We start from the raw sequence: 24,608 nt of genomic DNA on the forward strand, positions 1-24,608 counted from the left end.
GTTCGTCCGCACTCACCGATGATGTCCCGCCGTCCCCGCTCAGCGCGGAAAGACCTCGAACTTGGGGGCCTTGCCGCCGGACGGCGGAACCCGGTAGTGCCGCAGCGTGAAGCCCATCATCTCGCGGAACGCGGGCGCGGCGACCTCGCCGCCCCCACCGCCGGGACTCCACACGAAGACGGCCACCACGTAGCGCGGCTTCTCCGCCGGGGCCATCCCGATGAACGACCCCACCTCGCCGGGCTGCTGCCGACCGTCGACGTACCGCAGCCCGGTGCCGGTCTTGCCGGCGACCCGGTAGCCGGGCACCGCCGCCGCCACGCCGGTCGCGTCGGGGACGGTGGTGACCGCCTCCAGCATGGTGCGCAGGGCGGCCGCGTTCTGCGGGCTGAGCACCGACCGGGTGACCGGCGCCGGCGCGGGGGTGCGCCGGCCGTCCTCCCCGCTGATCACTTCCTTGATCAGGTGGGGCTGGACGTAGGTGCCGTCGTTGGCGATGGCGGCGTACGCGGCGGCCATCTGCAACGGCGTGGCGTCGACGCTGTGCCCGATCGGCACCGACCCCTCCGACGACCCGCTCCACTGGTCGGCCGGCAGCAGCCGGCCCGACGCCTCCCCCGGCATGCCCTCGCGGGTGGGCTGGCCCAGCCCGAACCGCTTCTGGTAGTCGATCAGCCGGTCCCGGCCCAGCAGGTCGGCGACCTGGATGGTGCCGACGTTCGACGAGTACGCCAGCATGCCGGCCAGGCTCATCCGCTGCCCGTGGGCAGGGTGGGTGTCGGTGAAGGGGACGTCACCCTTGGTGATCGTGTTGGCGACCGGCATCGTGGTGTCGGGGGTGATCACCCCCTCCTGGAGCGCCGCGCCGAAGGTGATCGCCTTGTGCACGGAGCCGGGGTCGACCACGAAGCTGGTCGCCGCGTCCTCCCGCTCGGTCGGCTTGCTCGGCCCCGGCGCGGCCGCGTTGTAGGTGGGGTAGCTCGCCTGGGCGAGCACGTCGCCGGTCTTCACGTCCAGCACCACCGCCGCGCCGACGCTGCCCCGGGTGCGCGCCATCTGCCGGCCGAGCACCTGCTGCACCTGGAACTGCAGGTCGCGGTCGATGGTCAGCACCAGGGAGCTGCCCGGCTTGGCGGGCGTGGTCTGGCTGAAGCCGCCGGGGATCGGGGCGTCCAGGTCGCCCTGGCCGGCCTCGTAGACCCGCCGGCCGTCCTTGCCCTGGAGCAGGTCGTCGTAGCGCGCCTCGAGGCCCTCCAGGCCGTCCATGTCCTGGCTGACGAAGCCGACCAGGTTGGCGGCGAGGTCGCCGCCGGGCACCTCGCGCCGCTCGTCGCGGTGCACCCCGATGCCGGCCAGGTTCAACGCCTCGACCTGCTTGGCCTTGGCGATGTCGACGCCCCGGGCCAGGTACTGGAACTGCGAGCCGCCGCGCCGCTTCATCTTGTCGGCCAGCTCGGAGACGGGCACGCCGAGCAGCGGGGAGAGCAGTCGCGCCGCCGCGTCGCGGTCCTCGACCTGGGTCGGGTCGGCGTACACGTAGCGCGCCTCGACGCTGTGGGCCAGCGGCTCGCCGTGCTGGTCGACGATCGCGCCGCGCGGCGCGGGCAGGTCGACCCGGATGAGCCGGCCGGAGACGCCGCCGCCCGCGTACGCCGGGGTGTCGGCGGCCTGGAGGAAGACCAGCCGGATGCCGATGGTGGCGAAGAGCGCCAGGACCAGGACGGTGCCCAGCCGCAGCCGCCGGCGCGGCTCGGCCAGCTTCGGCGGCCGCTTCGGCTTGCGCGACGGCCGGCGGGCCGCCGGGCGGGCCGGCGGGCGCGGCACGCGTCCGCCGGAGCGGCGGCGCGGCGCGGGAAGCTCGTCCTCCTCGTCGACCGGCGGCCGGGCCTGGACGGTGCGGACCACGCCGGTGCGGCCGGCCGGGCTGGTTTCCCGCCGGCCGGTGCGGGTGGCGCCGGCCCGGCCGCCGTCGAGCACCTGCAACGCCGGCCGGAACGGGTCGCCGGAGCGGTTGGCCCGGGGATTGCGCCGCTGGCCGGCGCGCTCCTCGCGGCCGGCCCGTTCGTCACTGCTCTCCCGGATGGTCCGGCCCCGGGGGGTGTACGCCCGGGCGTCGGAGATCCCCCCGCCCCCCGGCTCACCGGTGCGTGGATCCGTGGCCCGCCCACCCCGGGACGGGCCGCGCCGGGAGCCCGTGGGGTCCCGGCGCGGTTCGTCCGATCTCGGCGGCACGGTGCTATCCCCCGTTGCCCTGCTGGCTGGTGATCGCCGGCTGACCGTTGGCCGGCTGCGGCACGCCGATCGTCCGCCCGTCGGGCAGCCGGATGTAGGCCGGGTCGTCGTTCTCCACCAGGCCGAGCTTGCGGGCCTGGGCGGTCAGGTTGCCCGGCGCCTCGTGCTGCTCGATCTTCTTCTCCAGCTGCTGCTGGTCCACGTCGAGCCGGGCCTGCTGCCGCTGGAGCTGCTGAAGCTTGAACGCGTTCTCGTTGATCTTCGTGTTGACGGCGAGGATGCCCAGCACCCCGCCGACGACCAGCACCACGATCAGCGCCGCGAAGGGCGCCCGCGGCACCCGCACCGGCGGCGGGGGCGCGACCCGCAGCCGGGGCGGCGCCGCCGTGGTGGCGACGGGCTTCTCGGCGGGCCGCAGCGCGGCGTTGCCCTGGGTCGGGAACTCGCGCGCCCCCCGGGCGCGAGTCTCCTGCCGCCGACCGGCGCGGTCCGCCAGCGGCGTCGGGGTGCCGGCTCGCGTGGTCCGCTGCGCCGCGGTCCGGCCCCCCGACCGCGGTGCGCGCTGCCCGACGGCCGCGTCCCGGCCGTCGCGCTTGTTGACGTTCATGTTCCCTCCCCCTCTTCGTCCGTCCCTCTGCCGTCCCCCGGCGCCGCCCCCCGGTCCACTGTGGAACCCGGTGTCGACCCCGTCCCCGGTTGGTGCATCGCCTTGACCCGGCGGCGGTACCGTTCGCGGTCGGTCCGCCCCTGTTCCGCGGCCCGCGGGTCGAGTCGTTCCGCTGCCCGCAGGCGCACCGAGGCGGCGCGCGGGTTCGCGGCGACTTCCGCGTCCCCGGGGAGTTCGGCGCCCCGGCTGAGCAGCCGGAACGTCGGACCCGACCCGGGGAGTTCGACCGGGAGGTCGATCGGGCCCTTACTGCGGACCCGATCGGCGAGCGCCTGCTTGGTGAGCCGGTCCTCCAACGAGTGGTAGGACAGGACCACCATGCGACCGCCCACGTTGAGCTTGTCGAGAGCGGCCGGCAGCGCCGTCTCCAGCGCTGCCAGCTCCCTGTTTACCTCGATCCGTAAAGCCTGAAACGTTCTCTTGGCCGGGTGTCCGCCGGTTCGTCGGGCTGGCGCCGGAATGCTCTCCCTGACCAGTTCGGCCAGCCGCGCCGACGAGGTGATCGGCGCCCGCTCGCGCTCCCGGATGATCGCCGAGGCGATCCGCCCGGCGAACTTCTCCTCGCCGTAGACCCGCAGCACCCGGGCCAGGTCCGGGTGGGCGTAGGTGTTGACCACCTCCTCGGCGGTCACCCCCCGGGTCTGGTCCATCCGCATGTCCAGCGGCGCGTCCTGCGCGTACGCGAACCCGCGGTCGGGCGCGTCGAGCTGGAGCGAGGAGACGCCCAGGTCGAACAGCACCCCGTCGATGCCCGGATAGTCCAGCCGCTCCAGCACCTCGGGCAGCTCGTCGTAGACGGCGTGCACCAGGTGGATCCGGTCGGCGAAGCGGGCCAACCGGACCCGCGCGTGCGCGAGGGCCTCGGTGTCCCGGTCCAGCCCGATCAGGATCGTCTGCGGGTGCCGCTCCAGCACCGCCTCGGCGTGCCCGGCCAGACCCAGCGTCGCGTCGACGTGGATCGTCCGGCCGCCCCGGTCCAGCGCGGGGGCCAGCAACTCGAGACACCGCTCAAGCAGCACCGGCACGTGCGTGCCGCGTAGCTCCCCCATGTCGACCCCCACTGGTTGAAACGTCCGTTCGTCGCGCGCCTGTTCGTCGGACGACGCCTGTCGTCGTACCGCCAGATCCCCATCCGCTCCCGCTCGCCCCCCGGGCCGCGGCCCCGGAGACTGATCGTGCCCCTGGCACCGGGGAAGGGATGCCAGGAACTCGAAAGCGGCTGGAGATCTCGCAGTACGTCGGGCGTCGCCACGCCCTACAGACCGCCGGGCAGCACCCCCTCCTCGATGTCGGCGAAGTCGTCTTCGCTCTCCGCGAGGTAGGTCTCCCAGGCCGTCCTGTCCCAGATCTCCACCCTCGTGCTCGCCCCGATCACCACCAGGTCCCGGTCGAGCGTGGCGTAGGACCGGAGGTGGGCCGGGATGGTGACCCGCCCCTGCTTGTCGGGGACCTCGTCGTGCGCGCTGGCGAAGAAGACCCGGCTGTAGGCCCGGGCCGCCTTGTTCGTCATGGGCTGCGCACGCAGCTGGTCCGCGATCCGCTGGAACTCGGGCGTGGGGAAGACGTAGAGGCAGCGATCCTGCCCTTTGGTGATCACGACACCCCCCGCCAGTTCGTCCCGGAACTTCGCCGGAAGGATCAACCGGCCTTTGTCGTCCAGGCGCGGGGTGTGGGTGCCGAGGAACATCGGCCCAACCCCCTCGCCCTTTTAGCGGCGTTCGCGTCGCCGCTGACCCCCCGGGCCGGTGGGCCCTCCCGGCCTCACCATCGCGCCCCACTCTACTCCACTTCCCTCCACCTGCAACCAGAATCGCCCGCGTGGCGCGCCGTCGGCGGCGGCAAAAGCGCACGTCAGAAGGGGTGGAGCGGAGTGGAGGGCCGGAGCGCCCCCGGCGCGCGTCCGTTACCCGACATTGCCCGACGCCGTCCGACCCAGCCGCCCCGGACCGGACACCCGACCCACCCCGCCCGAACGGTTCACCCTCGGCGGCGATCTGGCGTACCCGGGGGTCCGGTAACCTCGCTCGGGTGACGGACGCGAAGATGCCCTTGCGGGCAATTGTGGCCAGCTCCGTGTCGCGGACGGCCGCGGCGCTGTCGCGGGCCGCCGGCCGGGGCGACGGTTCGGTGATCGGCGGCTGGATCGGGCTGAAGATCGACCCCGACCTGCTGGCGCATCTCTCGGCGGGCCGCGCCATCGCGCTGGTCTCCGGGACCAACGGAAAGACCACCACCACCCGGCTCACCGCCGCCGCCGTCGGCGTGCTCGGCCGGGTCGCCACCAACTCCTTCGGCGCCAACATGCCGACCGGCCACACCTCGGCCCTGGCCAAGGCCGGCAGCACCCCGTACGCGGTGCTGGAGGTCGACGAGCACTACCTCGCGCAGGTGCTGGAGGCGACCGAGCCGCACGTCGTGGCGCTGCTCAACCTCTCCCGCGACCAGCTCGACCGGGCCAAGGAGGTCGCCATGATGGCGCAGCTCTGGCGCGCCGCGCTGGTCCGGCACACCGACGTGCGGGTGGTGGCCAACGCCGACGACCCGATGGTGGTCTGGGCGGCCACCCCGCCCGGCGACCCGGCCAACGGCATCCGCCCGCCGCACGTCACCTGGTTCAGCGCCGGCCAGCGCTGGCACGACGACTCCTGGGTCTGCCCCGAGTGCGGCTCCACCATCCAGCGCTCCGGCGAGCAGTGGTGGTGCACCGGCTGCCCGCTGCGCCGCCCCGAACCACAGTGGACGGTGGAGGACGACGGCGTCCTCGACCCGACCGGCGCCTGGCACAAGGTGCAGCTCCAGCTGCCCGGCAAGGTCAACCTCGGCAACGCGGCCACCGCGCTGGCCGTCGCCGCCGAGTTCGGCGTACGCCCCGTCGACGCGGTGTCCCGGCTGGGCAGCGTCACCTCGGTCGCCGGCCGCTACGCCCAGGTCGACCGGGACGGGCGCAACATCCGGCTGCTGCTGGCGAAGAACCCGGCCAGCTGGCTGGAGGCGTTCGACATGGCGGACCTCGCGCCGACGCTGCTCTCCATCAACGCCCGCGACCCCGACGGGCTGGACACCTCCTGGCTCTTCGACGTCGACTTCGCGCCGCTGCGCGGGCGGCAGGTGCTGATCACCGGCGACCGGGCGTACGACCTGGCCGTCCGGCTCGACGTCAACGGCGTGCCGTTCCAGCACGTCCGGACGTTCGACGAGGCCGTCCGGGCGGTTCCGCCGGGCCGGCTGGAGGTCATCGCGAACTACACCGCCTTCCAGGACATCCGAGCGGAGTTGGACCGTGTCAACTGAGAGCCTGCGTATCGTCTGGATCTACCCCGACCTGCTCTCCACCTACGGCGACCGGGGCAACATGCTGATCCTGGCCCGCCGGGCGCAGCTGCGCGGAATGCCGGTCGAGGTGATGGAGGTCCGCTCCGACCAGCGGCTCCCCGCCACCGCCGACATCTACCTGATCGGCGGCGGCGAGGACGGCCCGCAGGCGCTCGGCGCCCAGCGGCTGCTCGCCGACGGCGGCCTGCACCGGGCCGTCGCGCAGGGCTCGGTGGTCTTCGGCGTCTGCGCCGGCTACCAGCTCCTCGGCACCTCCTTCTTCGCCAAGGGCACCCGGTGCGCCGGGCTGGAGCTGCTCGACCTCTCCTCCGACCGGGGTCCGACCCGGGCCGTCGGCGAGCTGGCCGGGGAGATCGACCCACGGCTCGGCGTGCCGGCGCTCACCGGGTTCGAGAACCACGGCGGCCGTACCCACCTCGGGCCCGGGGTGTCCCCGCTGGCCCGGGTCACCGCCGGGGTCGGCAACGACGGCGCCACCGAGGGGGCCTGGCGCGGCAAGCTGCTCGGCACGTACTCGCACGGCCCGGCGCTGGCCCGCAACCCCGCGCTGGCCGACCTGCTGCTGCGCTGGGCCACCGGCGTGCACCAGCTCCCGCCGCTGGACGACACCTGGGCCGAACGGCTCCGGTCCGAGCGCCGCGCCGCGGTGGCCGCCGCCGCCCGGGCATGATCCCCGTCGTCCGACGGCTGCTCGGGCAGCCGTCGGCGCGACGGTTCGCCCTGCTGCTGCTCCTGCTCGCCGGGTTCGGGGTGCTGCTGCTGGTGACGCCCCGGCCCGACCCGGGGCAGCTGCCCCACCTGGCCGACTCCCTCGGCGGCTACGCCCCGGTGGCGGCGATCGTGACCGGGGCCCTGCTGCTCGTCGCACTGGTGCCCCGTACCTTCGTCACGCTCGCCTCGGGCGCCATCTTCGGCCCCCTCGAAGGGGCCGCGTACGCGCTCGGCGCGGCGCTGCTCGCCGCGGCGATCGGCTTCGCGGTCGGCCGGGTGCTCGGCCGGGAGTTCGTCGCCGAGCGGGTCCGCGGCCGGCTGGCCCGCCTCGACGGCTGGTTCGCCCGGCAGAGCGTGCTCGGCGTGGTCACCGTACGGCTGCTGCCGATCGCCGGCTTCGGACTGGTCAGCTACGGCTACGGCACCACCGGCGCGCGGGCGCTGCCGTTCCTGGTCGGCAGCGTGATCGCGTCCGCGCCGACGGCCTTCGGCTACGCCGCGATCGGCGCCGCGGTCAGCTCCCCCGGCACCGTCAACTGGTACGCCGCCGCCCCCGCCGGCCTCGGCCTGATCGCCAGCGTGGTGCTGGTGCACCGCTGGTGGCGTACCGAACGGCAGCGCCGGCTCGAGGTGACGGAGCCGCGACCGTGACGGGTGGGCACCGGCCGCCGCCCCGGACCGGGACGGCCGGAACCCGGCCGGTCGTCGAGGAGCTGCTGGCCGGCGGGTTCATCGCCGAGGTGGTCCGCGTCGGCGACACGGTCCGCCGTACTCCCCCGGCGAACGCCGCGTTCGTCACCGCCCTGCTGGCACACCTGGAACGGGCCGGCGCCGACCTGGCGCCCCGCCACCTCGGCACCGACGAGCGGGGCCGGCAGGTGCTCAGCCACCTCGACGGGCGGGTGCCGTGGCGGGAGCGGGAGGATCGGGCCTTCTTCTCCGACGCCGCGCTGACCCGGCTGGCCGAGCTGATCCGCGCCCTGCACGACGCCTGCGCCGGCAGCGACCTGGCCGGCGGCGCGGAGACGGTCTGCCACCGCGACCTGTCGCCGAAGAACACGGTGTACCGGGACTCCCCCGCCGGGCTGCTGCCGGTGGCGTTCCTGGACTGGGACCTCGCCGCGCCGGGCCGTCGGATCGACGACGTGGCGTTCGCCGCCTGGCACTGGGGTGAGCTGGGCGACGGCGCCGACCCGGCCGAGCTGGGCCGGCGCTGCCGGCTGCTCTGCGCCGCCTACGACGCGGCCGCCGCCGGACCGGCCGGGACGCCCCTCGCCCGGGGTGAACTGGTGCCGGTCATGCTCGACCAGATCGAGGCCACCTGGCGGGGCATCGACGCCGGCGCCGACCGCGACGAGCCCGGCATGCGTCGGCTGCGCGCGGCCGGCGCGGTCGACGGGATACGCCGTTGGCAGGAGTGGCTGCGCACCCACCGGCGAACCGTGGAGTCGACCCTCCGCGCCTGAGGCCCTCCGAACCGCCGGCCGCCGGCTGCGGGCCGGGTCGGTCACTCCGACGGATGGACCAGCATGCGCGCGCTGCCGCGGCACGCCGCCGGTGGACCCCGTCCCGGCCCCGGTCGTCGGCTCCCGGACGGTCCACGCCGCCTGATCGTCCGCCGCGACCCCTGAGCCGCGGGTACCGGCCCCCGAACGACCGGAGGCGCACCCCCGACGGGGATGCGCCTCCGGTGGAAACGGACGCGAGGTCAGGCGACGACCGAGACCATCCGGCCCTTCACCACGATGACCTTGCGGGGCTCCTTGCCGGCCAGCGCGGACGCGACCGCCTCCAGCGCCGCCGCGCGCACGTCCTCCTCGGACGTGTCGGCCGCGACCTCGATCCGGCCGCGGACCTTGCCGTTGATCTGCACCGGGTACGTCACCGTCTCGGCGACCAGCAGCGCCGGGTCGGCGACCGGGAAGTCCGCGTACGTCAGCGAGGTCTCGTGCCCCAGCCGCCGCCACAGCTCCTCGGCCACGTGCGGGGCGAACGGCGCCAGCATCAGCACCAGCGGCTCGGCCACCTCGCGCGGGGTCTCCGCCAGCCGGGTCAGCCCGTTGGTCAGCTCGATCAGCTTGGCGATCGCGGTGTTGAACCGGATCGCCTCCATGTCGCCGCGGACCCCGTCGACCACCTTGTGCAGCAGCCGCCGGGTGGCCTCGTCGGCCGGGGCGTCGGTGACCCGCAGCGCGCCGGTCTGCTCATCGACGACCGCCCGCCAGACCCGCTGCAGGAACCGGTACGACCCGACCACCGCCCGGGTCTCCCACGGGCGGGACACCTCCAGCGGGCCCATCGACATCTCGTAGACCCGGAACGTGTCCGCGCCGTACGCGGCGCACATCTCGTCGGGGGTGACGACGTTCCTCAGGGACTTGCCCATCTTGCCGTACTCGCGCTTGACCTGGGTGTCGCCCAGGTAGAAGCCGCCGTCGCGCTCGGTCACCTCCTCGGCCGGCACGTAGGCGCCCCGGGCGTCGGTGTACGCGTACGCCTGAATGTAGCCCTGGTTGAACAGCTTGCGGAACGGCTCGACCGACGAGACGTGGCCCAGGTCGTACAGCACCTTGTGCCAGAAGCGCGCGTACAGCAGGTGCAGCACGGCGTGCTCGGCGCCGCCGACGTACAGGTCGGTGCCCCCGCAGTCGCCCTCGCCGCGCGGACCCATCCAGTACCGCTCGTTCTCCGCGTCGACGAACCGGTCCGGGTTCGTCGGGTCCAGGTAGCGCAGCTCGTACCAGCAGGAGCCGGCCCACTGCGGCATCACGTTGGTCTCGCGGGTGTAGCGCTTCGGCCCGTCACCCAGGTCCAGCTCGACCTCGACCCAGTCCCGGCGGCGCGACAGCGGCGTCTCCGGGTTGCTGTCGGCGTCGTCCGGGTCGAACGTCTTCGGTGAGAAGTCGTCCACCTCGGGCAGCTCGACCGGCAGCATCTCCTCCGGCAGCGCGATCGCCGCCCCGGTCTCGTCGTAGACGATGGGGAACGGCTCGCCCCAGTAACGCTGCCGGGAGAACAGCCAGTCGCGCAGCCGGTAGGTCACCGCGCCGGCGCCGTGCCCGTTGGCCTCCAGCCACTCGATGATCCGCGCCTTGGCGTCGGTGACCCCCAGGCCGTTCAGGTCCAGGCCGCGGTCGGGCGCGGCGCTGTTGATCGCCGGCCCGTCCCCGGTGTACGCCTTGCCGTCGAAGCCCTCCGACGGCTGCACCGTACGCACGATCGGCAGCTCGAAGACCTCGGCGAACGCCCAGTCCCGCTCGTCCTGGGCGGGCACCGCCATGATCGCGCCGGTGCCGTAGCCGGCCAGCACGTAGTCGGCGATGAAGATCGGGATCTGCCCGCCAGTGACCGGGTTGGTGGCGTACGCCCCGACGAAGACGCCGGTCTTCTCCTTGGTGTCGGCCTGCCGCTCGACGTCGGTCTTGGCCGCCGCCGCCTTCCGGTACGCCTCGACGGCGGCGCGCGGGTTGGCGTGCCCGCCGGTCCAGACCTCCCTGGTCCCCTCCGGCCACGCGGCCGGCACCAGCGCGTCGACCAGCTCGTGCTCGGGGGCCAGCACCATGTAGGTGGCGCCGAAGACGGTGTCGGGCCGGGTCGTGAACACCCGGATCGGCTCCCGGTCGGTCGGGAAGTCGATGTGCGCGCCCTGGGACCGGCCGATCCAGTTGCGCTGCATCAGCTTGATCGGCTCCGGCCAGTCCAGCGCGTCCAGGTCGTCCAGCAGCCGGTCACCGTAGGCGGTGATCCGCATCATCCACTGCTTCAGGTTGCGCTTGAAGACCGGGAAGTTGCCCCGCTCGGAGCGGCCGTCGGCGGTGACCTCCTCGTTGGCCAGCACCGTGCCCAGCCCGGGGCACCAGTTCACCGGCGCCTGGGAGACGTACGCCAGCCGGTGGTCGTCGACGACCTGCCGCCGCTCGGCCTCGGTCAGCTCGGCCCACGGGCGGCCGTCCGGGGTGGGTCGGGTGCCGCCGGCGAACTCGGCGACCAGCTCGGCGATCGGGCGGGCCCGGCGCGCGTCGCGGTCGTACCAGGAGTTGAAGACCTGCAGGAAGATCCACTGGGTCCAGCGGTAGAAGTCGGTGTCGATGGTGGCCACCGAGCGCCGCTCGTCGTGGGCCAGGCCCAGCCGGCGCAGCTGCTCCTTGTACCGCTCGATGTTGGCCACCGTGGTGGTCCGCGGGTGGGTGCCGGTCTGCACCGCGTACTGCTCGGCGGGCAGGCCGAACGCGTCGAAGCCCATCGCGTGCAGCACGTTGCGCCCGGCCATCCGCTGGTAGCGGGCGAAGCAGTCGGTGCCGATGTAGCCCAGCGGGTGGCCGACGTGCAGGCCCGCGCCCGACGGGTACGGGAACATGTCCAGTACGTACAGCTTCTCCGCGCCGAAACGCGGGTGACCCGGGTCGGCCAGCGGGCCGGTCGGGTTCGGGGCGTGGAAGGTGCCCTCCCGCGCCCAGGTGTCCTGCCACCGGCGCTCGATCTCGTCGGCCAGGGCCGCGGTGTACCGGTACGGGGGAATGTCGCCCGCCGGTGCGGCTGCCTCACTCATGGCGTCTCCTTGGCGCGGTCATGTCGGATATGGGGAGCTCTGCTGCGGGCACAAAAAAGCCCCTCGCACAGGAGGGGCCGCCGTGCTGTCGCGCGTCAGCGCATCAGCACGGCCCGGTAAGAAGCAGGAACACTCCGGCCATGACCGGCAGTGTACCCCGCCGACCGGACCGTCAGGTCGCCCCTTTCCCGCGCGGTGATCACTTGCGGTGAGCGCGACGGCACGGGCGTCGTCCCCCGACTTGACGAATATTCGGGCGTAACCGACCGACTGCCTGCGGGGGTCGGCGATCACGACAAACATGGTTAGCCTGAGAGGCCAGTGAGATTCCTGCGGCAGACGTGGCTCGACGTCGCGAACCCTACGGCGGGTCCAGGTGCTCTTGACAGAGATGCCGTTCGGCGACGAGGAGGAGGCCCGTGACACAACAGACCTGGGACGAGGTGGGCGGCCTGCTGCCGCACGACGAGTTCCGCGCCGCCAGCGAAGCCATCGTGACCAACATCGAGCAGGTCATCGAGGGCAAGACCGCTACCGTGCGCCTCGCCCTGGCCGTCCTGCTCGCCGAGGGGCACCTGCTCATCGAGGACGTGCCCGGCGTCGGCAAGACCAAGCTGGCCAAGGCCCTGGCCCGTTCGATCGACTGCTCGGTGCGCCGCATCCAGTTCACCCCCGACCTGCTGCCCAGCGACGTCACCGGGGTCAGCGTCTACAACCAGGAGACGCACGACTTCGAGTTCCGCCCGGGCGCGGTCTTCGCCAACCTGGTCGTCGGCGACGAGATCAACCGCGCCTCGCCGAAGACCCAGTCCGCGCTGCTGGAGTGCATGGAGGAGCGCCAGGTCACCGTCGACGGCGTGACCTACCAGCTCCAGACGCCGTTCATGGTGATCGCCACCCAGAACCCGATCGAGATGGAGGGCACCTACCCCCTCCCCGAGGCGCAGCGCGACCGCTTCACCGCGCGCATCGCGATGGGCTACCCGGACCCGGGCGCCGAGTTGGCCATGCTGGACGGTCACGGCGCCGCCGACCCGCTCCAGGAGCTGCGGCCGGTCTCCGACGCCGACACGGTGCGCCGGTTGATCTCCACGGTCCGCCAGGTGCACGTCGCCGACGCGGTCAAGCAGTACGCCGTCGACCTGGTCACCGCCACCCGCGAGGCGCCGGACCTGCGCCTCGGCGCCTCCCCCCGGGCCACCCTGCAGCTGCTGCGCACCGCCCGCGCGGTGGCCGCCCTGGAGGGCCGGGACTACGTGCTCCCCGACGACCTCCAGGCGCTCGCGGTGCCGGTGCTGGCGCACCGGATCATCCCGACCGCCGAGGCCCAGCTGGCCCGGCGCACCACCGACGCGATCGTCTCCGAGCTGGTGCACCGGCTGGCGCTGCCGCACGACCGCAAGCGCGCCCCGCACGACGCCCGGCCCGCCGCCGGCAACGGCCGCCCACCGTTCGAGCCGCGGAGGCCGTGAGGTGCGTGACGGGCTGCGCGGCCTGACCACCCGTGGTCGTTCCTTCCTGGCGGCCGCCGTCGCGGCCGCCGTCTCCGCCGGCATCCTCGGCGAGCGGGACCTGCTGCGGGTGGCCGTGCTGCTCGCCGTCCTGCCGCTGATCGCCGCGCTCTACGTCGGGCGCAGCCGCTACAAGCTCGCCTGCAACCGCTCGCTGGAGCCGCACCGGGTGCCGGTCGGCGCCAGCTCCCGGGTGGTGCTGCGACTGCAGAACCTCTCCCGGCTGCCCACCGGCACCCTGCTGCTGGAGGACCGGCTGCCGTACGCGCTGGGCAGCCGCCCCCGGGTGGTGCTGGAGCGGCTCGGCGCGCACCAGGCCAGCTCGGTGGCGTACACCGTCCGCGCCGACGTGCGGGGCCGCTACGAGGTGGGCCCGCTGGTGGTCCGGCTGACCGACCCGTTCGGGCTGTGCGAGCTGACCCGCGCGTTCCCCAGCACCGACCACCTCACCGTCATCCCGCAGGTCACCCCGCTGCCCTCGGTGCGGCTGCCCGGCGAGTACGCGGGCAGCGGCGACAGCCGGGCCCGGTCGGTGGCCGTGCACGGTGAGGACGACGCCGCCACCCGCGAGTACCGCCGCGGCGACGACCTGCGCCGGGTGCACTGGAAGTCCACCGCCCGCACCGGCGAGCTGATGGTCCGGCGCGAGGAGCAGCCCTGGGAGAGCCGGGCCACCGTGGTGCTGGACACCCGGGCGTACGGGCACCGCGGCGACGGCCCCACGGCGAGCTTCGAGTGGGCGGTCTCCGCCGCCGCGAGCGTCGCCGTGCACCTGCGCCAGGCCGGCTACAAGCTGCGCCTGGTCACCGGGTCCGGCGCCGACGTCGACGCCACCGAGGGGGCCGGCGACGGCCTGCTCCTCGACCACCTCGCCGACGTACGGCTGGACAAGCACGGCGGGGTCGCCAGCCTGGTGCAGCAGGTCCGGCAGCGCGCCGACGGCGGGCTGATCATCGCGCTGCTCGGCTCGCTGAGCATCGCCGAGGCGGAGCTGCTGGCCGGGTTGCGGGGCAACGGCGCCACCTGCGTGGGTTTCCTGCTGGACAGCTCCAGTTGGCTCAACCTGCCGGAGAAGGCCCGGGCCGAGGCGGAGCACGCGCACGGCGCCGCGGCGCTGGCCCTGCTACAGGGCGGCTGGCGGGTGATCGGCGTGGACCACGGCGGCCGGCTGCCGGCGCTGTGGCCGCAGGCGGCCCGGGGCTCGCAGGGTTTCGCGCTGCGCGCGGCGCTCGCCGAGACGGTGGCCGGTGGTGTCCGATGACGGGAAGGGTGGCGTCGTGATCGCGTCCCGGAACCTCGGCTTCGTGGCCGCCGCGGCGACTCTGCTCGCCGCGGCGCCGCTGTCGTCGATCTTCGAGCGCTGGACCTGGCTGATCCAGTCCGCCATCGCGGTGGCGGTGGTGGGCGGCGTCGCCGCGCTCACCCGGCTGCTCCGGGCCCCGCTCTGGGGCCAGGTGCTGGGCATGCTGGCCGGCCTGCTGCTCGCCCTGACCTGGCTCTTCCCCGGCGGCACCGAGCTGTTCGCCTTCCTGCCCACCCCGGACACCCTGGTCCACTTCGGCGACCTGCTCCAGGGGTCCCTGCAGGACATGCGCGCCTACGGCGTCGAGGTGCCGGACACCACCCCGCTGCTGTTCATCACCGTGCTCGGCGTGGGCGGGGTGGCGGTGCTGGTCGACGTGCTGGCGGTCGGGCTGCGCCGCCCGGCGCTGGCCGGCCTGCCCATGCTGGCGATCTACTCGGTCCCGGTGGCGGTGTACGTGGAGGACGTCCCCGCGCTGCCGTTCGTGATCGGCGCCGCCGGCTACCTCTGGCTGCTGGTCACCGACAACGTCGACCGGGTACGCCGGTTCGGACGCCGGTTCACCGGCGAGGGCCGGGACGTGGACGTCTGGGAGTCCTCCCCGCTGGCGGCGGCCGGCCGGCGGCTGGCGGTGGTCGGTGTGGCGCTGGCCGTGGTGGTGCCGCTGGCGGTGCCGGGGATGACCGGCGGCCTGCTCGACCGGTTCACCACCGCCGGCGAGGGCACCGGCAACGGGCGCCCGGGGCAGGGGGGCGGCCCGGGCCGGATCGACCTCTTCGCCGCGCTCAGCGGTCAGTTGAACCAGTCCGAGGTGACCGACGTCGTCAAGGTCACCACGAACGAGCCGAACCCGTTCTACCTCCGTTTCGGCGTCGCCGACGAGCTGCGGCCGGACGGCTTCCGGGTCCGCCCGCCGAACGGCCGGCCGGCCAACCGGGACCTGCCCGAGCAGGCGCGGCGCGGGGTGCAGCAGCAGACCTACCGGGCCACGGTCGAGGTGACGAAGAGCCTGAACATGCCGTACCTGCCGGTCTACTCCGACCCGGTCAACACCGACGGGCTCAGCGGCAACTGGCTCTACGACCCGAGCCTCGGCGTCGTCTACTCCAACCGGGACAACTCCCGCGGCAAGCGCTACTCGTTCGACTACGTCCGCTCGGCGTACACGCCGGCGGCGCTGCGCGGGGCGCCGTCGCTGCCGGCCGAGCACCCGATCAAGCGGCAGCAGACCCAGCGGCCGCTGGTGCGGGACGTCGAGCTGCTGGTGCAGCGGCTCACCCAGGGCAAGCGGAACGACTACGACACGGTCCGGGCGATCTACGACTACTTCTCCCGGGAGAACGGCTTCAGCTACTCGCTGAGCACCAAGGGCGGGACCAGCGGCGAGGACATCGTCGACTTCCTCACCAACAAGGTGGGCTACTGCCAGCAGTACGCGGCGGCGATGGCGTGGCTGGTCCGCGCCGCCGGGATCCCGGCCCGGGTGGCGTTCGGGTTCACCAACGGCAGCTCCTCCGACGGCGACGCGACCGTGCTGACCAACCGCAACCTGCACGCCTGGACCGAGGTCTACTTCGACGGCATGGGCTGGGTGCCGTTCGACGCCACCCCGGCGTACGGCGTGCAGGGCTCCACCCGCTCGGCGTGGGCCCCGGACAGCGACGCGCCGGACCCGGAGCCCTCGGGGACGACCGCGCCGGGGGCCACCCCGGACGACCCGGCCGCCTCGGCGGGACCGGACCGACCGGACCCGGCCAACCGGGAGATCGACCCCGGCTTCGACCCGACCACCGGCGCTCCGGTGGAACGCGCCCCGACCTGGCCCTGGTGGACGGCCGGTGCGCTGCTGGCCCTGCTGGCGCTGCTCGCGCTCCCCGCGCTGCGCCGCTCGGCGCTGCGGCGCCGGCGACACGGCCGGCCCACCCCGGTCCCCACGCCGGCCGCGACCGGCGACGTCGACGCGATCGTGGGGGCCACCCCGATGGTGGTGGTCGGGGCGGACGCGGACCGGGCCCGCGCCGACGCCCACGCCGCCTGGGACGAACTGCTCGACACCCTGGTCGACTACCGGGTGCCGGTCGACCGGACGGAGACGCCCCGGGCGACCGCGGAGCGGCTGGTCCGGGAGGCCGTCGCCGAGGACGCGGAGTCGGCGTCGGCGGTCCGGCTGCTCGGCCGGGCCGAGGAGCGGGCCCGCTACGCGCGTGACCCGCTGACCGGAGAGCCGCTGCACCCGGCGCTGCGGACGGTTCGGGGCGCCCTCGCCGCGCGGGCGGACCGGCGGACCCGGTTCCTGGCGGCGGTGCTGCCGCCGTCGGTGCTGCTGCGCTGGCGACTGGCGCTGGGCGACTCGTCGTCGCGCTTGGTGACGACGGCCGGGCGGGTCCGGTACCGGCTGCTGCGGTGGAGCCCCCGCCGGCTGTGGGCCGACCGCGCCGTCCGGCGCGCCTGATCCCGGACGATCGGCCCGCCGGTCCGACCCCACGGTCGGCGGGCGGGCCTTTTCCGTGTGGGACGACGGCGCCCACCGCGCCGGGGACGCGTGGCGCCGCTTACCGGATGGACGCCGGTCCACCGACGCGACGGCACGTGACCCGGGACGCCCGCCAGGTGGGTGGAGTCGAGCCGATCAGACGACGGGCGGCCGGCGCCGGACACGGTGATACGACGGAGGAGGCCGGAGTTCGTCCGGCGCCCGCCGTCGCGGTGACGCCCGTCCTCAGGTACGGCGGGCGTTCAGCGGTGTCCCTCCGGGCGCTGCCGCCACCGGTCCTCCATGCGGTCCAGCAGCGACGGGCGTCGACCACCCGCGCGCCCGCGCGGGCGACGACGACTCGTCGTGCCACCCACCACGTGCAGGTCGGGTGACTGTGCCCGCCGTTGCGACTGCACCGCGTAGCCCAGCGCAGCCAGCATGACCACGAACCCCGCCACTGCCAGCGGCGGAGTCTTGATCACCGCGCCGTAGACCAACAGGGCCAGGCCGACGATGACGACGCCGGCAGCGACGAGCAGACGACGCCGCGCATGGAAACGCGGGTCGCTGGCGCGCACGGCCGAGGCGAATTTGGGGTCCTCGGCAAGCGACCGCTCGATCTGCTCGAACAGCCGCTGCTCGTGCTCCGAGAGCGGCACGGCACTCCTCCCCGGTCACGTTGGTCGGCCCGGTCGGGCCGACAGACCGTGGCAGCCAACCGGCTGCTTACCGCCAAGTCTACGAGGGGGGTCGCGCGTCGGAAAGCGGGACGACCTACGGCCGGGGTTGATTTTCGCTTCGACGGGGGTCACGTTTGCCGAGCAGACTGGCCGGACCTATGACGGACCGCCCGAAACGGGCAGCCGCGGCGTCCGCGGCGGCCTCCGCCTCCCGCCATCCGCGCTCGGGCGCGCCGAGGGTCAACTGGCGCGGCGTCTCCGCCAAGCCGCTGAGCCCTTCCGCCCGCACCCCCACCAACCGGACCCGCTCCCCCGGGTCGAGAGCGGTGTAGAGCCCCCAGACCGTGTCGAACATCTCCCGGGCCACGTCCGTCGGCACCCCGAGGGTGCGGGACCGGGTGACCGTGCGAAAATCGGTCAACCGCACCTTCAGCGAGATCGTCCGTCCCACCTGCCCCGCCCGGCGCAGCCGGACGCCGACCTTCTCGCTGAGGGCGAGCAGCGCCCGGCGGATCTCCAGCGGGTCAGCGACGTCCGCGTCGAAGGTCACCTCGGCGCCGATCGACTTCTCCACGTGCTCGGGGCTGACCGTCCGCGGGTCCCGCCCCCACGCCAGCTCGTGCAGGTGGGTCGCGGAGGCGGCACCGACGGCCTTGCGGAGCATCCCGAAGGGTGCCTGGGCGAGATCGCCGACGGTGGCCAGGCCGAGCCGGCGCAGCGTCTCCGCCGACCGCTCGCCCACCCCCCAGAGCGCGTCGACCGGCAGCGGGTGGAGGAACTCCAGCACCCGGTCGGCCGGCACCACGAGCAGGCCGTCCGGCTTGGCCCGGGTCGAGCCGAGCTTGGCCACGAACTTGGTCGGCGCCACCCCCACCGAGCAGGTCAGCCCCTGTTCCTCGGCCACCCGGCCGCGGATCAGGCGGGCGATCGCGGCCGGCGAGCCGAACAGCCGCCGGGCGCCGGCCACGTCGAGGAACGCCTCGTCCGTGGAGAGCGGCTCGACCAGCGGGGTGACGTCCCGGAAGATCTGCATCACCGCCCGGGAGGCCGCCGAGTACTGCGCGAAATCCGGCGGGAGGTAGACCGCGTGCGGGCAGAGCGCCCGGGCCCGCATGGTCGGCATGGCGCTGCGCACGCCGTAGCGGCGGGCCTCGTAGCTGGCGGAGCTGACCACGCCGCGCGGCCCGACCCCACCGACGACCACGGGCCGGCCGCGCAGCTCGGGACGGCGCCGCACCTCGACCGAGGCGAAGAAGGCGTCCATGTCGACGTGCAGGACCGGACAGCCGGTGTCGTCGGCCTCCGGCCCGAAACGCGGGTCGCCGCCGCCGCGCGGCAACGACTGGCTCCGACCCATTCCCGCAGGTTAGCCGCCCGGTACGACAGCCGGCGGGTCAGCCCCGGACCACCAGCAGCGGGATGGTCATCTCGGCCGCGGTGTCCGCCCCGTGGTACGCCACCAGCCGGGACACCGCCGGCGGCTCCGAGCGGGTGGCCAGCACGGCGTACGTGCCGTGGCAGGTGACCACCACGTCACCGATGCGCCGCAGGTGCTCCTCGGGCACCGGACCGAACCGGCCGGCGGCGACCGCCTCCTCCCGGGTCTCGACCCGGGCCGCCGCGCCGAGCACCTCCGACCAGGCGGCCACCACGTCCGGCGCCGCGCCCGGCTCCACGTGCAGGTAACGCACCCGGGGCTCGCCGGCCACCACCCGCACCCCGGCCCGCAGCCGCAGGTCGGTGTCCAGGTCGAAGCGGTGCGCGGCGGGCACGTCGAGCTGGCCGTGGTCCGCGGTCACCAGCAGCCCGGCGTCCGGCGGCAGGCCGTTGACGAGCCGGGTGAGCAGCACGTCCACCTCGGCGGCGGCGACCCGCCACGGGGCCGAGTCGACCCCGGTGAGGTGCCCGTGCCGGTCCAGGTCCGGGTGGTAGCCGGAGACCAGGGTGGGTCCGGCACCGGCGGACAGCGCGGCGAGCATCGTCCGGGCGAGGGCGTCCACCCCGGCGGCGCCCCGGTAGTCGCCGCCGCGGTTGGCGGCCAGGGTCAGCCCGCTGCCGGCGTACTCCGGGCGGCTCACCACCGTCACCGCCACCCCGGCGGCGCGGGCCCGCTCGAACTGGGTCCGCACCGGCTGCCAGCGCAGCGGCTCCGGGTCGCCGGTCCACTCGATGTGGTTGAGCACCCGCTCGGTGCCGGGGACCCGGACGGTGAACCCGAGCACGCCGTGCGCCCCGGGCGCGGCGCCGCTGCCGAGGCTGACCAGGCTGGTCGGGGTGGTGGACGGGAAACCCGAGGTCAGCGGCCGGCCGACCGTGGCGGCCAGCCCGGCCAGGGTCGGCGCGTACGGGGCGGCGGTCGGGATCTGGTACCAGCCGAGGCCGTCGACGAGCAGGACGGCGATCCGGCGTACCCCGGCCAGCCGGGAGGTCAACCCGAGCAGGTCGGCGGCGCCGGGGACGCCGAGCACCGCGAGCGCGCTGGGCAGCACGTCGGCCAGGCTGCCGCCGCCGTAGCGCGGCGGGACCACCGCCAGCGGTCCGCGCGGCCCGTCCGGCCCCGGCACGCCGGTCATGCCGGGCGGCGGGCGAACAGGTGCAGCTGGGCGGCGAGGTCCCGGTACGGCGACCGGGCGGCCAGCGCCCGTTCCAGCTCGACCAGGGCGCCCGGCTGGCCGTCGGCCACCGCGGCGGGGAGCAGGTCGGCGAGGACGCGTACCCCGTGGATCTCCTCCACGGTGAGCCCGGCGGCGCGCAGCAGCGCGGCGGCGCCGTCGGCGTCGAAGCGGCGGCGCAGCGTGTCCCGCGGCCCGGCGGAGCCGTCCGGGGCGGCGGCGAGGGCGGCGGCCACGTCCAGGTGGCCGTTCATCGCCCGGCCCAGCACCGCGGCGGCCCGCCCGGCGACCAGCACGCTCGCCGCCCCACCGGGACGCAGCGCGGTGGCCAGCGCGGCCACCACCGGTGCGGGGTCGTCGACCACCTCCAGCACCGAGTGGCAGAGGACCAGGTCGGCGCCGGCCGGCTCGACCAGCCCGGCCATCGCGTCGCCGTCGCCCTGCACGGCGCGGACCCGGTCGGCGACCCCGGCCTCGGCGGCCCGGCGGGTCAGCGCGGCGAGCGCGTCCGGGCTGGCGTCGACCACGGTGACCCGGTGCCCGGCCTGGGCGAGCGGCACGGCGAAACCGCCGGTGCCGCCGCCCACGTCGAGCACGGTCAACTCGTCGCCGGGGCGTCGGTCCAGCTCCGCGGCGAGGACCGACCAGATGACAGCGGTACGGGGGGTCAGCGGCGGCCCGGTGAACCGGCCTCGGGTCTGCTCCACCCGGTCGAGCCTAGTCACCCGCGCCACCCGACCCCCCGCTGGCGTGGGTGGACTTCGGCCGGTACGTCAGGACTCGCCGCCGCCGGCGGGGTCCTCCTCGGCGCGCGAGCGCTGGGCGTTCGCCACCGGACCGTCGGTCACCTGGTACTCGCGCGGCTCGGCGTCGTGCGCCGGCGTCCAACCGGCGCCCAGTCGGGTGCGGCGGGCGTTCGCCACGCCACCGGTGTAGGTGCTGTTCCCCGTCACTGGTCTTCCCCCTTGCGGCGAGCGGGCCACTCTGCCCGCACGACCTCGAAGTGTCCCGCCTTCCGCCCTCGAAAACCGTAATGTGGATCACTCGGGTCAGCGGAAATCCCGGGACGCCGGGCTGACCGGCGGCTCGATCGCGTCCAGCCGGTCGGCGGTGAGGCTGGTGACCCCCTCGTGCCGGTGCAACCGGCCCCGGACCACCAGTGCCACGCTGGTGCGGGCGACCCGGCGGTAGCGCTGCCACAGGCCCGGGGAGCAGGTGACGTTGAGCATGCCGGTCTCGTCCTCCAGGTTGAGGAAGGTGACCCCGCCCGCGGTCGCCGGTCGCTGCCGGTGGGTGACGATCCCGCCGACCCGGATCCGCCGGCCCGGCTCCACCCGGCCGAGCCGGTCGATCGGCACCGCGCCCAGGGCGTCGAGCCGGTCCCGGATGAACCGGGCGGGGTGGCTCTCCGGCGACAGGCCGGTCGCCCAGACGTCGGCGACCAGCCGGTCCACCGCCTCCAACCCCGGCAGGGTGGGCGCGGCCGTGCCGGTCACCGTGCCGGGCAGCCGGCCCGGCCGGTCCTGGGCCGCCGCACCGGCGGCCCAGAGCGCCTGCCGCCGGGTCAGCCCGAAGCAGGCGAAGGCGTCCGCGGTGGCCAGCGCCTCCAGCTGCGCGGCGGTGAGACCGACCCGGCGGGCCAGGTCCGGCATGTCCCGGTACGGCCCGTGTGCCGCCCGCTCCGCCTCGATCCGCTCGGCCACGTCCTCGCCGAGGGTACGTACGCTGCCCAGCCCCAACCGGACCGCGGGGCCGCCCAGCCCCCAGGCGTGCGGTGGCTCCCCCGGCCGGCTGCCCCACCGGGTCTCCGGGGTCGACTCCAGCACCGCCTTGGCGCCGCTGGCGTTGACGTCCGGCCGGCGTACCTCGACGCCGTGCCGGCGGGCGTCGTCGACCAGGGTCTGCGGGGAGTAGAAGCCCATCGGCTGGGCGTTGAGCAGCGCGGCCAGGAACGGCGCCGGGTGGTAGCGCTTGAGCCAGGAGCTGGCGTAGACCAGGTAGGCGAAGCTCATCGCGTGGCTCTCCGGGAAGCCGTAGCTGGCGAACGCGGTGAGCTTGCGGTAGACGTCGTCGGCCAGCTCACCGGTGATGCCCCGCTCGGCCATCCCGGCGTAGAGCCGGTCGGCGATCTGCGCCATCCGCTCGACCGAGCGCTTGGCCCCCATCGCCCGGCGCAGCTGGTCGGCCCCGGCCGCGTCGAAGCCGGCCAGGTCGATCGCCAGCTGCATGAGCTGCTCCTGGAACAGCGGCACGCCGAGGGTCTTCTCCAGCGCGTTGCGCATCAGCGGATGCGCGTACGTCACCGGCTCCTGGCCGTTCTTGCGCCGGATGTACGGGTGCACCGAGCCGCCCTGGATCGGGCCGGGCCGGATCAACGCCACCTCGACCACCAGGTCGTAGAACTCGCGGGGCTTGAGCCGCGGCAGGGTCGCCATCTGGGCGCGGCTCTCCACCTGGAACACCCCGACCGAGTCGGCCCGGCAGAGCATGTCGTAGACCTCGGGGTCGTCCAGCGTCATGTCGCCCAGGTCGAGGGTCATCCCGATCATGTCGTAGCCGTAGTGCAGCGCGGAGAGCATGCCGAGGCCGAGCAGGTCGAACTTGACCAGGCCGACCGCGGCGCAGTCGTCCTTGTCCCACTGGAGCACGCTGCGCCCGGGCATCCGCCCCCACTCCACCGGGCAGACCTCGATCACCGGCCGGTCGCAGATCACCATGCCGCCGGAGTGGATGCCCAGGTGCCGGGGGAAGGTCTGCAACTCGTTGGCGTACTCGACGACCTGCTCGGGGATGTCCGCCACGTCGACCGAGGCGATCGAGCCCCAGCGGTCGATCTGCTTGCTCCAGGCGTCCTGCTGGCCGGGGGAGAAACCGAACGCCTTGGCCACGTCCCGCACCGCCGACCGGGGCCGGTAGGAGATGACGTTGGCGACCTGGGCGGTGTGCTCCCGGCCGTACCGGGCGTAGACGTGCTGGATCACCTCCTCCCGGCGGTCGGACTCGATGTCCACGTCGATGTCGGGCGGGCCGTCCCGCTCGGGGGCGAGGAAACGCTCGAAGAGCAACCGGTGCCGGACGGCGTCCACGTTGGTGATCCGCAGCGCGTAGCAGACCGCCGAGTTCGCCGCCGAGCCCCGACCCTGGCAGTAGATGTCCTGCTCGCGGCAGAACGTGACGATGTCGTAGACCACCAGGAAGTAGCCGGGGAAGCCCAGCTCCTCGATCATCCGCAGCTCGTGTTCCAGCTGCGCGTACGCCTCCGGGTGCGCCTCGGGCGGGCCGTACCGCTCCCGGGCGCCGTCCATGGTGAGCCGGCGCAGCCAGCTCATCTCGGTGTGTCCCGGCGGCACCGGGTACGCCGGCAGCTGCGGCGCGACGAGCTGGAGGTCGAAGGCGAGCTCGGCGCCGAACTCCGCGGCCCGGGCCACCGAGCCCGGGTACGCGGCGAACCGGGCCGCCATCTCCGCGCCGCTGCGCAGGTGGGCGGTGGCGGCGGCGGGCAGCCAGCCGTCGATCTCGTCGAGGCTGCGTCGGGCCCGCACCGCGGCCAGGGTGGTGGCGAGCCGCCGCCGACCCGGGGTGGCGTAGTGCACGTTGTTGGTGGCCACCGTGGGCAGCCCGGCGGTGGCGGCCAGCTCGGCGAGGGCGTCGTTGCGGTCGGCGTCGACCGGGTGCCCGTGGTCGGTCAGCTCCACCGCCACCGTCTCCGCGCCGAAGAGCGCGGTCAGCCGGTCCAGCTCGCGGGCCGCCGCGTCCACCCCCTCGGTGAGCAGCGCCGCCGGCACGTGCCCCTTGCGGCAGCCGGTGAGCACCAGCACGTGGTCGCGCAGCTCGGCAGCCACCTCCTCCAGCTCCCCGTAGACCGGGCGGCCCTTCTCGCCACCGCGTAGCTGGGCGCGGGAGATCGTGGCGGCGAGGCGGGCGTACCCCTCGTGCCCGTGGGCGAGCACCAGCAGGTGCCGCCCGAGCGGGTCGGGTTCGCCGTTCTGCGGGCCGGGCAGCCCGAGGGAGAGCTCGGCGCCGAAGATGGTCGGCAGGTGCAGGGACCGGGCCGCCTCGGCGAATCGGACCACACCGTAGAAGCCGTCGTGGTCGGTGACGGCGAGCGCGGTCAGCCCCAGCCGGGCGGCCTCCTCGGCCAGCTCCTCCGGGTGGCTGGCGCCGTCGAGGAAGCTGAAGTTGGAGTGTGCGTGCAGCTCGGCGTAGGGGACCGTGCCGTCGGCGCGGGTCAGCTCGGGCGGTTGGTACTGGGCGCGCCGGCGGCTCCAGGCCGGGGAGTCGCCGCCGTCGGCGTCGACGGCGAGCGGGTCCACCACGTGCAGGTGCCGCTCCTCGCGCGACCGCCCCTCCCGCGACCGTCCGCCGCCGGACCTGCCGTCGCCGGACCGACCGTCGCCGGACCGGCCGGAGAGCACCCGCTCCAACTCCGACCAGGGCAGCTTCGGATTGTGGAAACTCACCGGACCGCTCCCCCACCGGTGCTGGCCGAGGCGGGGAGTGACGGCGGACGCACGCCCGGTGCCGGGGTGCGGCC

Annotated in this window: 18 protein-coding genes; 7 read left to right on the forward strand and 11 right to left on the reverse strand. The window is 74.6% G+C overall.

Annotated features, from left to right (window positions below):
- Positions 1–39 precede the first annotated feature (39 nt).
- The 4 genes from V6U79_RS16150 to mraZ form a co-directional block, all read right to left on the reverse strand.
- Positions 40–2,232: a peptidoglycan D,D-transpeptidase FtsI family protein gene (locus tag V6U79_RS16150; protein ID WP_334529891.1), complete on the reverse strand. Its 2,193-nt coding sequence runs from the start codon at positions 2,230–2,232 to the stop codon at positions 40–42.
- Between the two features lie 4 nt (positions 2,233–2,236).
- A complete protein-coding gene (gene ftsL / locus V6U79_RS16155; RefSeq protein ID WP_334529888.1) occupies positions 2,237–2,839 on the reverse strand; it encodes a cell division protein FtsL in 603 nt (200 codons plus the stop codon).
- Entirely contained in the window at positions 2,836–3,948 is a 1,113-nt protein-coding gene (gene rsmH, locus V6U79_RS16160) for a 16S rRNA (cytosine(1402)-N(4))-methyltransferase RsmH (protein WP_334529885.1), read from the reverse strand. The genes ftsL and rsmH overlap by 4 nt, the downstream gene beginning before the upstream one ends.
- Before the next feature lie 206 nt (positions 3,949–4,154).
- A complete protein-coding gene (gene mraZ, locus V6U79_RS16165) occupies positions 4,155–4,586 on the reverse strand; it encodes a division/cell wall cluster transcriptional repressor MraZ (RefSeq protein ID WP_334529882.1) in 432 nt (143 codons plus the stop codon).
- Positions 4,587–4,942: 356 nt separating this feature from the next.
- Here mraZ and V6U79_RS16170 point away from each other — a divergent pair, with 356 nt between their 5' ends.
- Genes V6U79_RS16170 through V6U79_RS16185 form a run of 4 tightly spaced genes read left to right on the forward strand, consistent with a single transcriptional unit; the run spans position 4,943 to position 8,409 of the window.
- Complete coding sequence (locus tag V6U79_RS16170; RefSeq protein ID WP_334615160.1) at positions 4,943–6,190, forward strand: MurT ligase domain-containing protein; 1,248 nt, start codon at positions 4,943–4,945, stop codon at positions 6,188–6,190.
- Entirely contained in the window at positions 6,180–6,902 is a 723-nt protein-coding gene (locus V6U79_RS16175; protein WP_334529880.1) for a type 1 glutamine amidotransferase, read from the forward strand. The genes V6U79_RS16170 and V6U79_RS16175 overlap by 11 nt, the downstream gene beginning before the upstream one ends.
- Complete coding sequence (locus V6U79_RS16180) at positions 6,899–7,594, forward strand: TVP38/TMEM64 family protein (RefSeq protein WP_334529878.1); 696 nt, start codon at positions 6,899–6,901, stop codon at positions 7,592–7,594. The genes V6U79_RS16175 and V6U79_RS16180 overlap by 4 nt, the downstream gene beginning before the upstream one ends.
- A complete protein-coding gene (locus tag V6U79_RS16185; protein WP_334615105.1) occupies positions 7,591–8,409 on the forward strand; it encodes a phosphotransferase in 819 nt (272 codons plus the stop codon). Before V6U79_RS16180 ends, V6U79_RS16185 begins: the two co-directional genes overlap by 4 nt.
- Before the next feature lie 242 nt (positions 8,410–8,651).
- Here V6U79_RS16185 and leuS read toward each other — a convergent pair whose 3' ends face one another.
- Entirely contained in the window at positions 8,652–11,492 is a 2,841-nt protein-coding gene (gene leuS / locus V6U79_RS16190; RefSeq protein ID WP_334615106.1) for a leucine--tRNA ligase, read from the reverse strand.
- Between the two features lie 419 nt (positions 11,493–11,911).
- On the opposite strand from leuS, the gene V6U79_RS16195 reads away from it, so the two are divergent.
- Genes V6U79_RS16195 through V6U79_RS16205 form a run of 3 tightly spaced genes read left to right on the forward strand, consistent with a single transcriptional unit; the run spans position 11,912 to position 16,758 of the window.
- Positions 11,912–12,964 (forward strand): AAA family ATPase, encoded by a 1,053-nt coding sequence (locus V6U79_RS16195; RefSeq protein WP_334529869.1) that lies wholly within the window; start codon positions 11,912–11,914, stop codon positions 12,962–12,964.
- Between the two features lies 1 nt (position 12,965).
- Entirely contained in the window at positions 12,966–14,264 is a 1,299-nt protein-coding gene (locus tag V6U79_RS16200; RefSeq protein ID WP_334529866.1) for a DUF58 domain-containing protein, read from the forward strand.
- A gap of 16 nt (positions 14,265–14,280) precedes the next feature.
- Positions 14,281–16,758, forward strand: a complete 2,478-nt coding sequence (locus V6U79_RS16205; protein ID WP_334529863.1) for a transglutaminase TgpA family protein — start codon at positions 14,281–14,283, stop codon at positions 16,756–16,758.
- A 284-nt stretch (positions 16,759–17,042) separates the two neighbouring features.
- Here V6U79_RS16205 and V6U79_RS16210 read toward each other — a convergent pair whose 3' ends face one another.
- From V6U79_RS16210 to V6U79_RS16235, 6 genes are all read right to left on the reverse strand, one after another.
- A complete protein-coding gene (locus V6U79_RS16210; RefSeq protein ID WP_334529861.1) occupies positions 17,043–17,441 on the reverse strand; it encodes an SCO2097 family morphological protein in 399 nt (132 codons plus the stop codon).
- Between the two features lie 115 nt (positions 17,442–17,556).
- Entirely contained in the window at positions 17,557–18,819 is a 1,263-nt protein-coding gene (locus V6U79_RS16215) for a DNA polymerase IV (protein WP_334529858.1), read from the reverse strand.
- A 37-nt stretch (positions 18,820–18,856) separates the two neighbouring features.
- Positions 18,857–20,035: an alkaline phosphatase family protein gene (locus V6U79_RS16220; protein WP_334529855.1), complete on the reverse strand. Its 1,179-nt coding sequence runs from the start codon at positions 20,033–20,035 to the stop codon at positions 18,857–18,859.
- Positions 20,032–20,799, reverse strand: a complete 768-nt coding sequence (locus tag V6U79_RS16225) for a methyltransferase domain-containing protein (protein ID WP_334529852.1) — start codon at positions 20,797–20,799, stop codon at positions 20,032–20,034. The genes V6U79_RS16220 and V6U79_RS16225 overlap by 4 nt, the downstream gene beginning before the upstream one ends.
- A gap of 48 nt (positions 20,800–20,847) precedes the next feature.
- A complete protein-coding gene (locus V6U79_RS16230; RefSeq protein ID WP_334529850.1) occupies positions 20,848–21,027 on the reverse strand; it encodes a hypothetical protein in 180 nt (59 codons plus the stop codon).
- Positions 21,028–21,123: 96 nt separating this feature from the next.
- Positions 21,124–24,534: an error-prone DNA polymerase gene (locus V6U79_RS16235; RefSeq protein WP_334529848.1), complete on the reverse strand. Its 3,411-nt coding sequence runs from the start codon at positions 24,532–24,534 to the stop codon at positions 21,124–21,126.
- Positions 24,535–24,608: the final 74 nt, after the last annotated feature.

Source organism: Micromonospora psammae (assembly GCF_036902725.1).
GTDB lineage: Bacteria > Actinomycetota > Actinomycetes > Mycobacteriales > Micromonosporaceae > Micromonospora.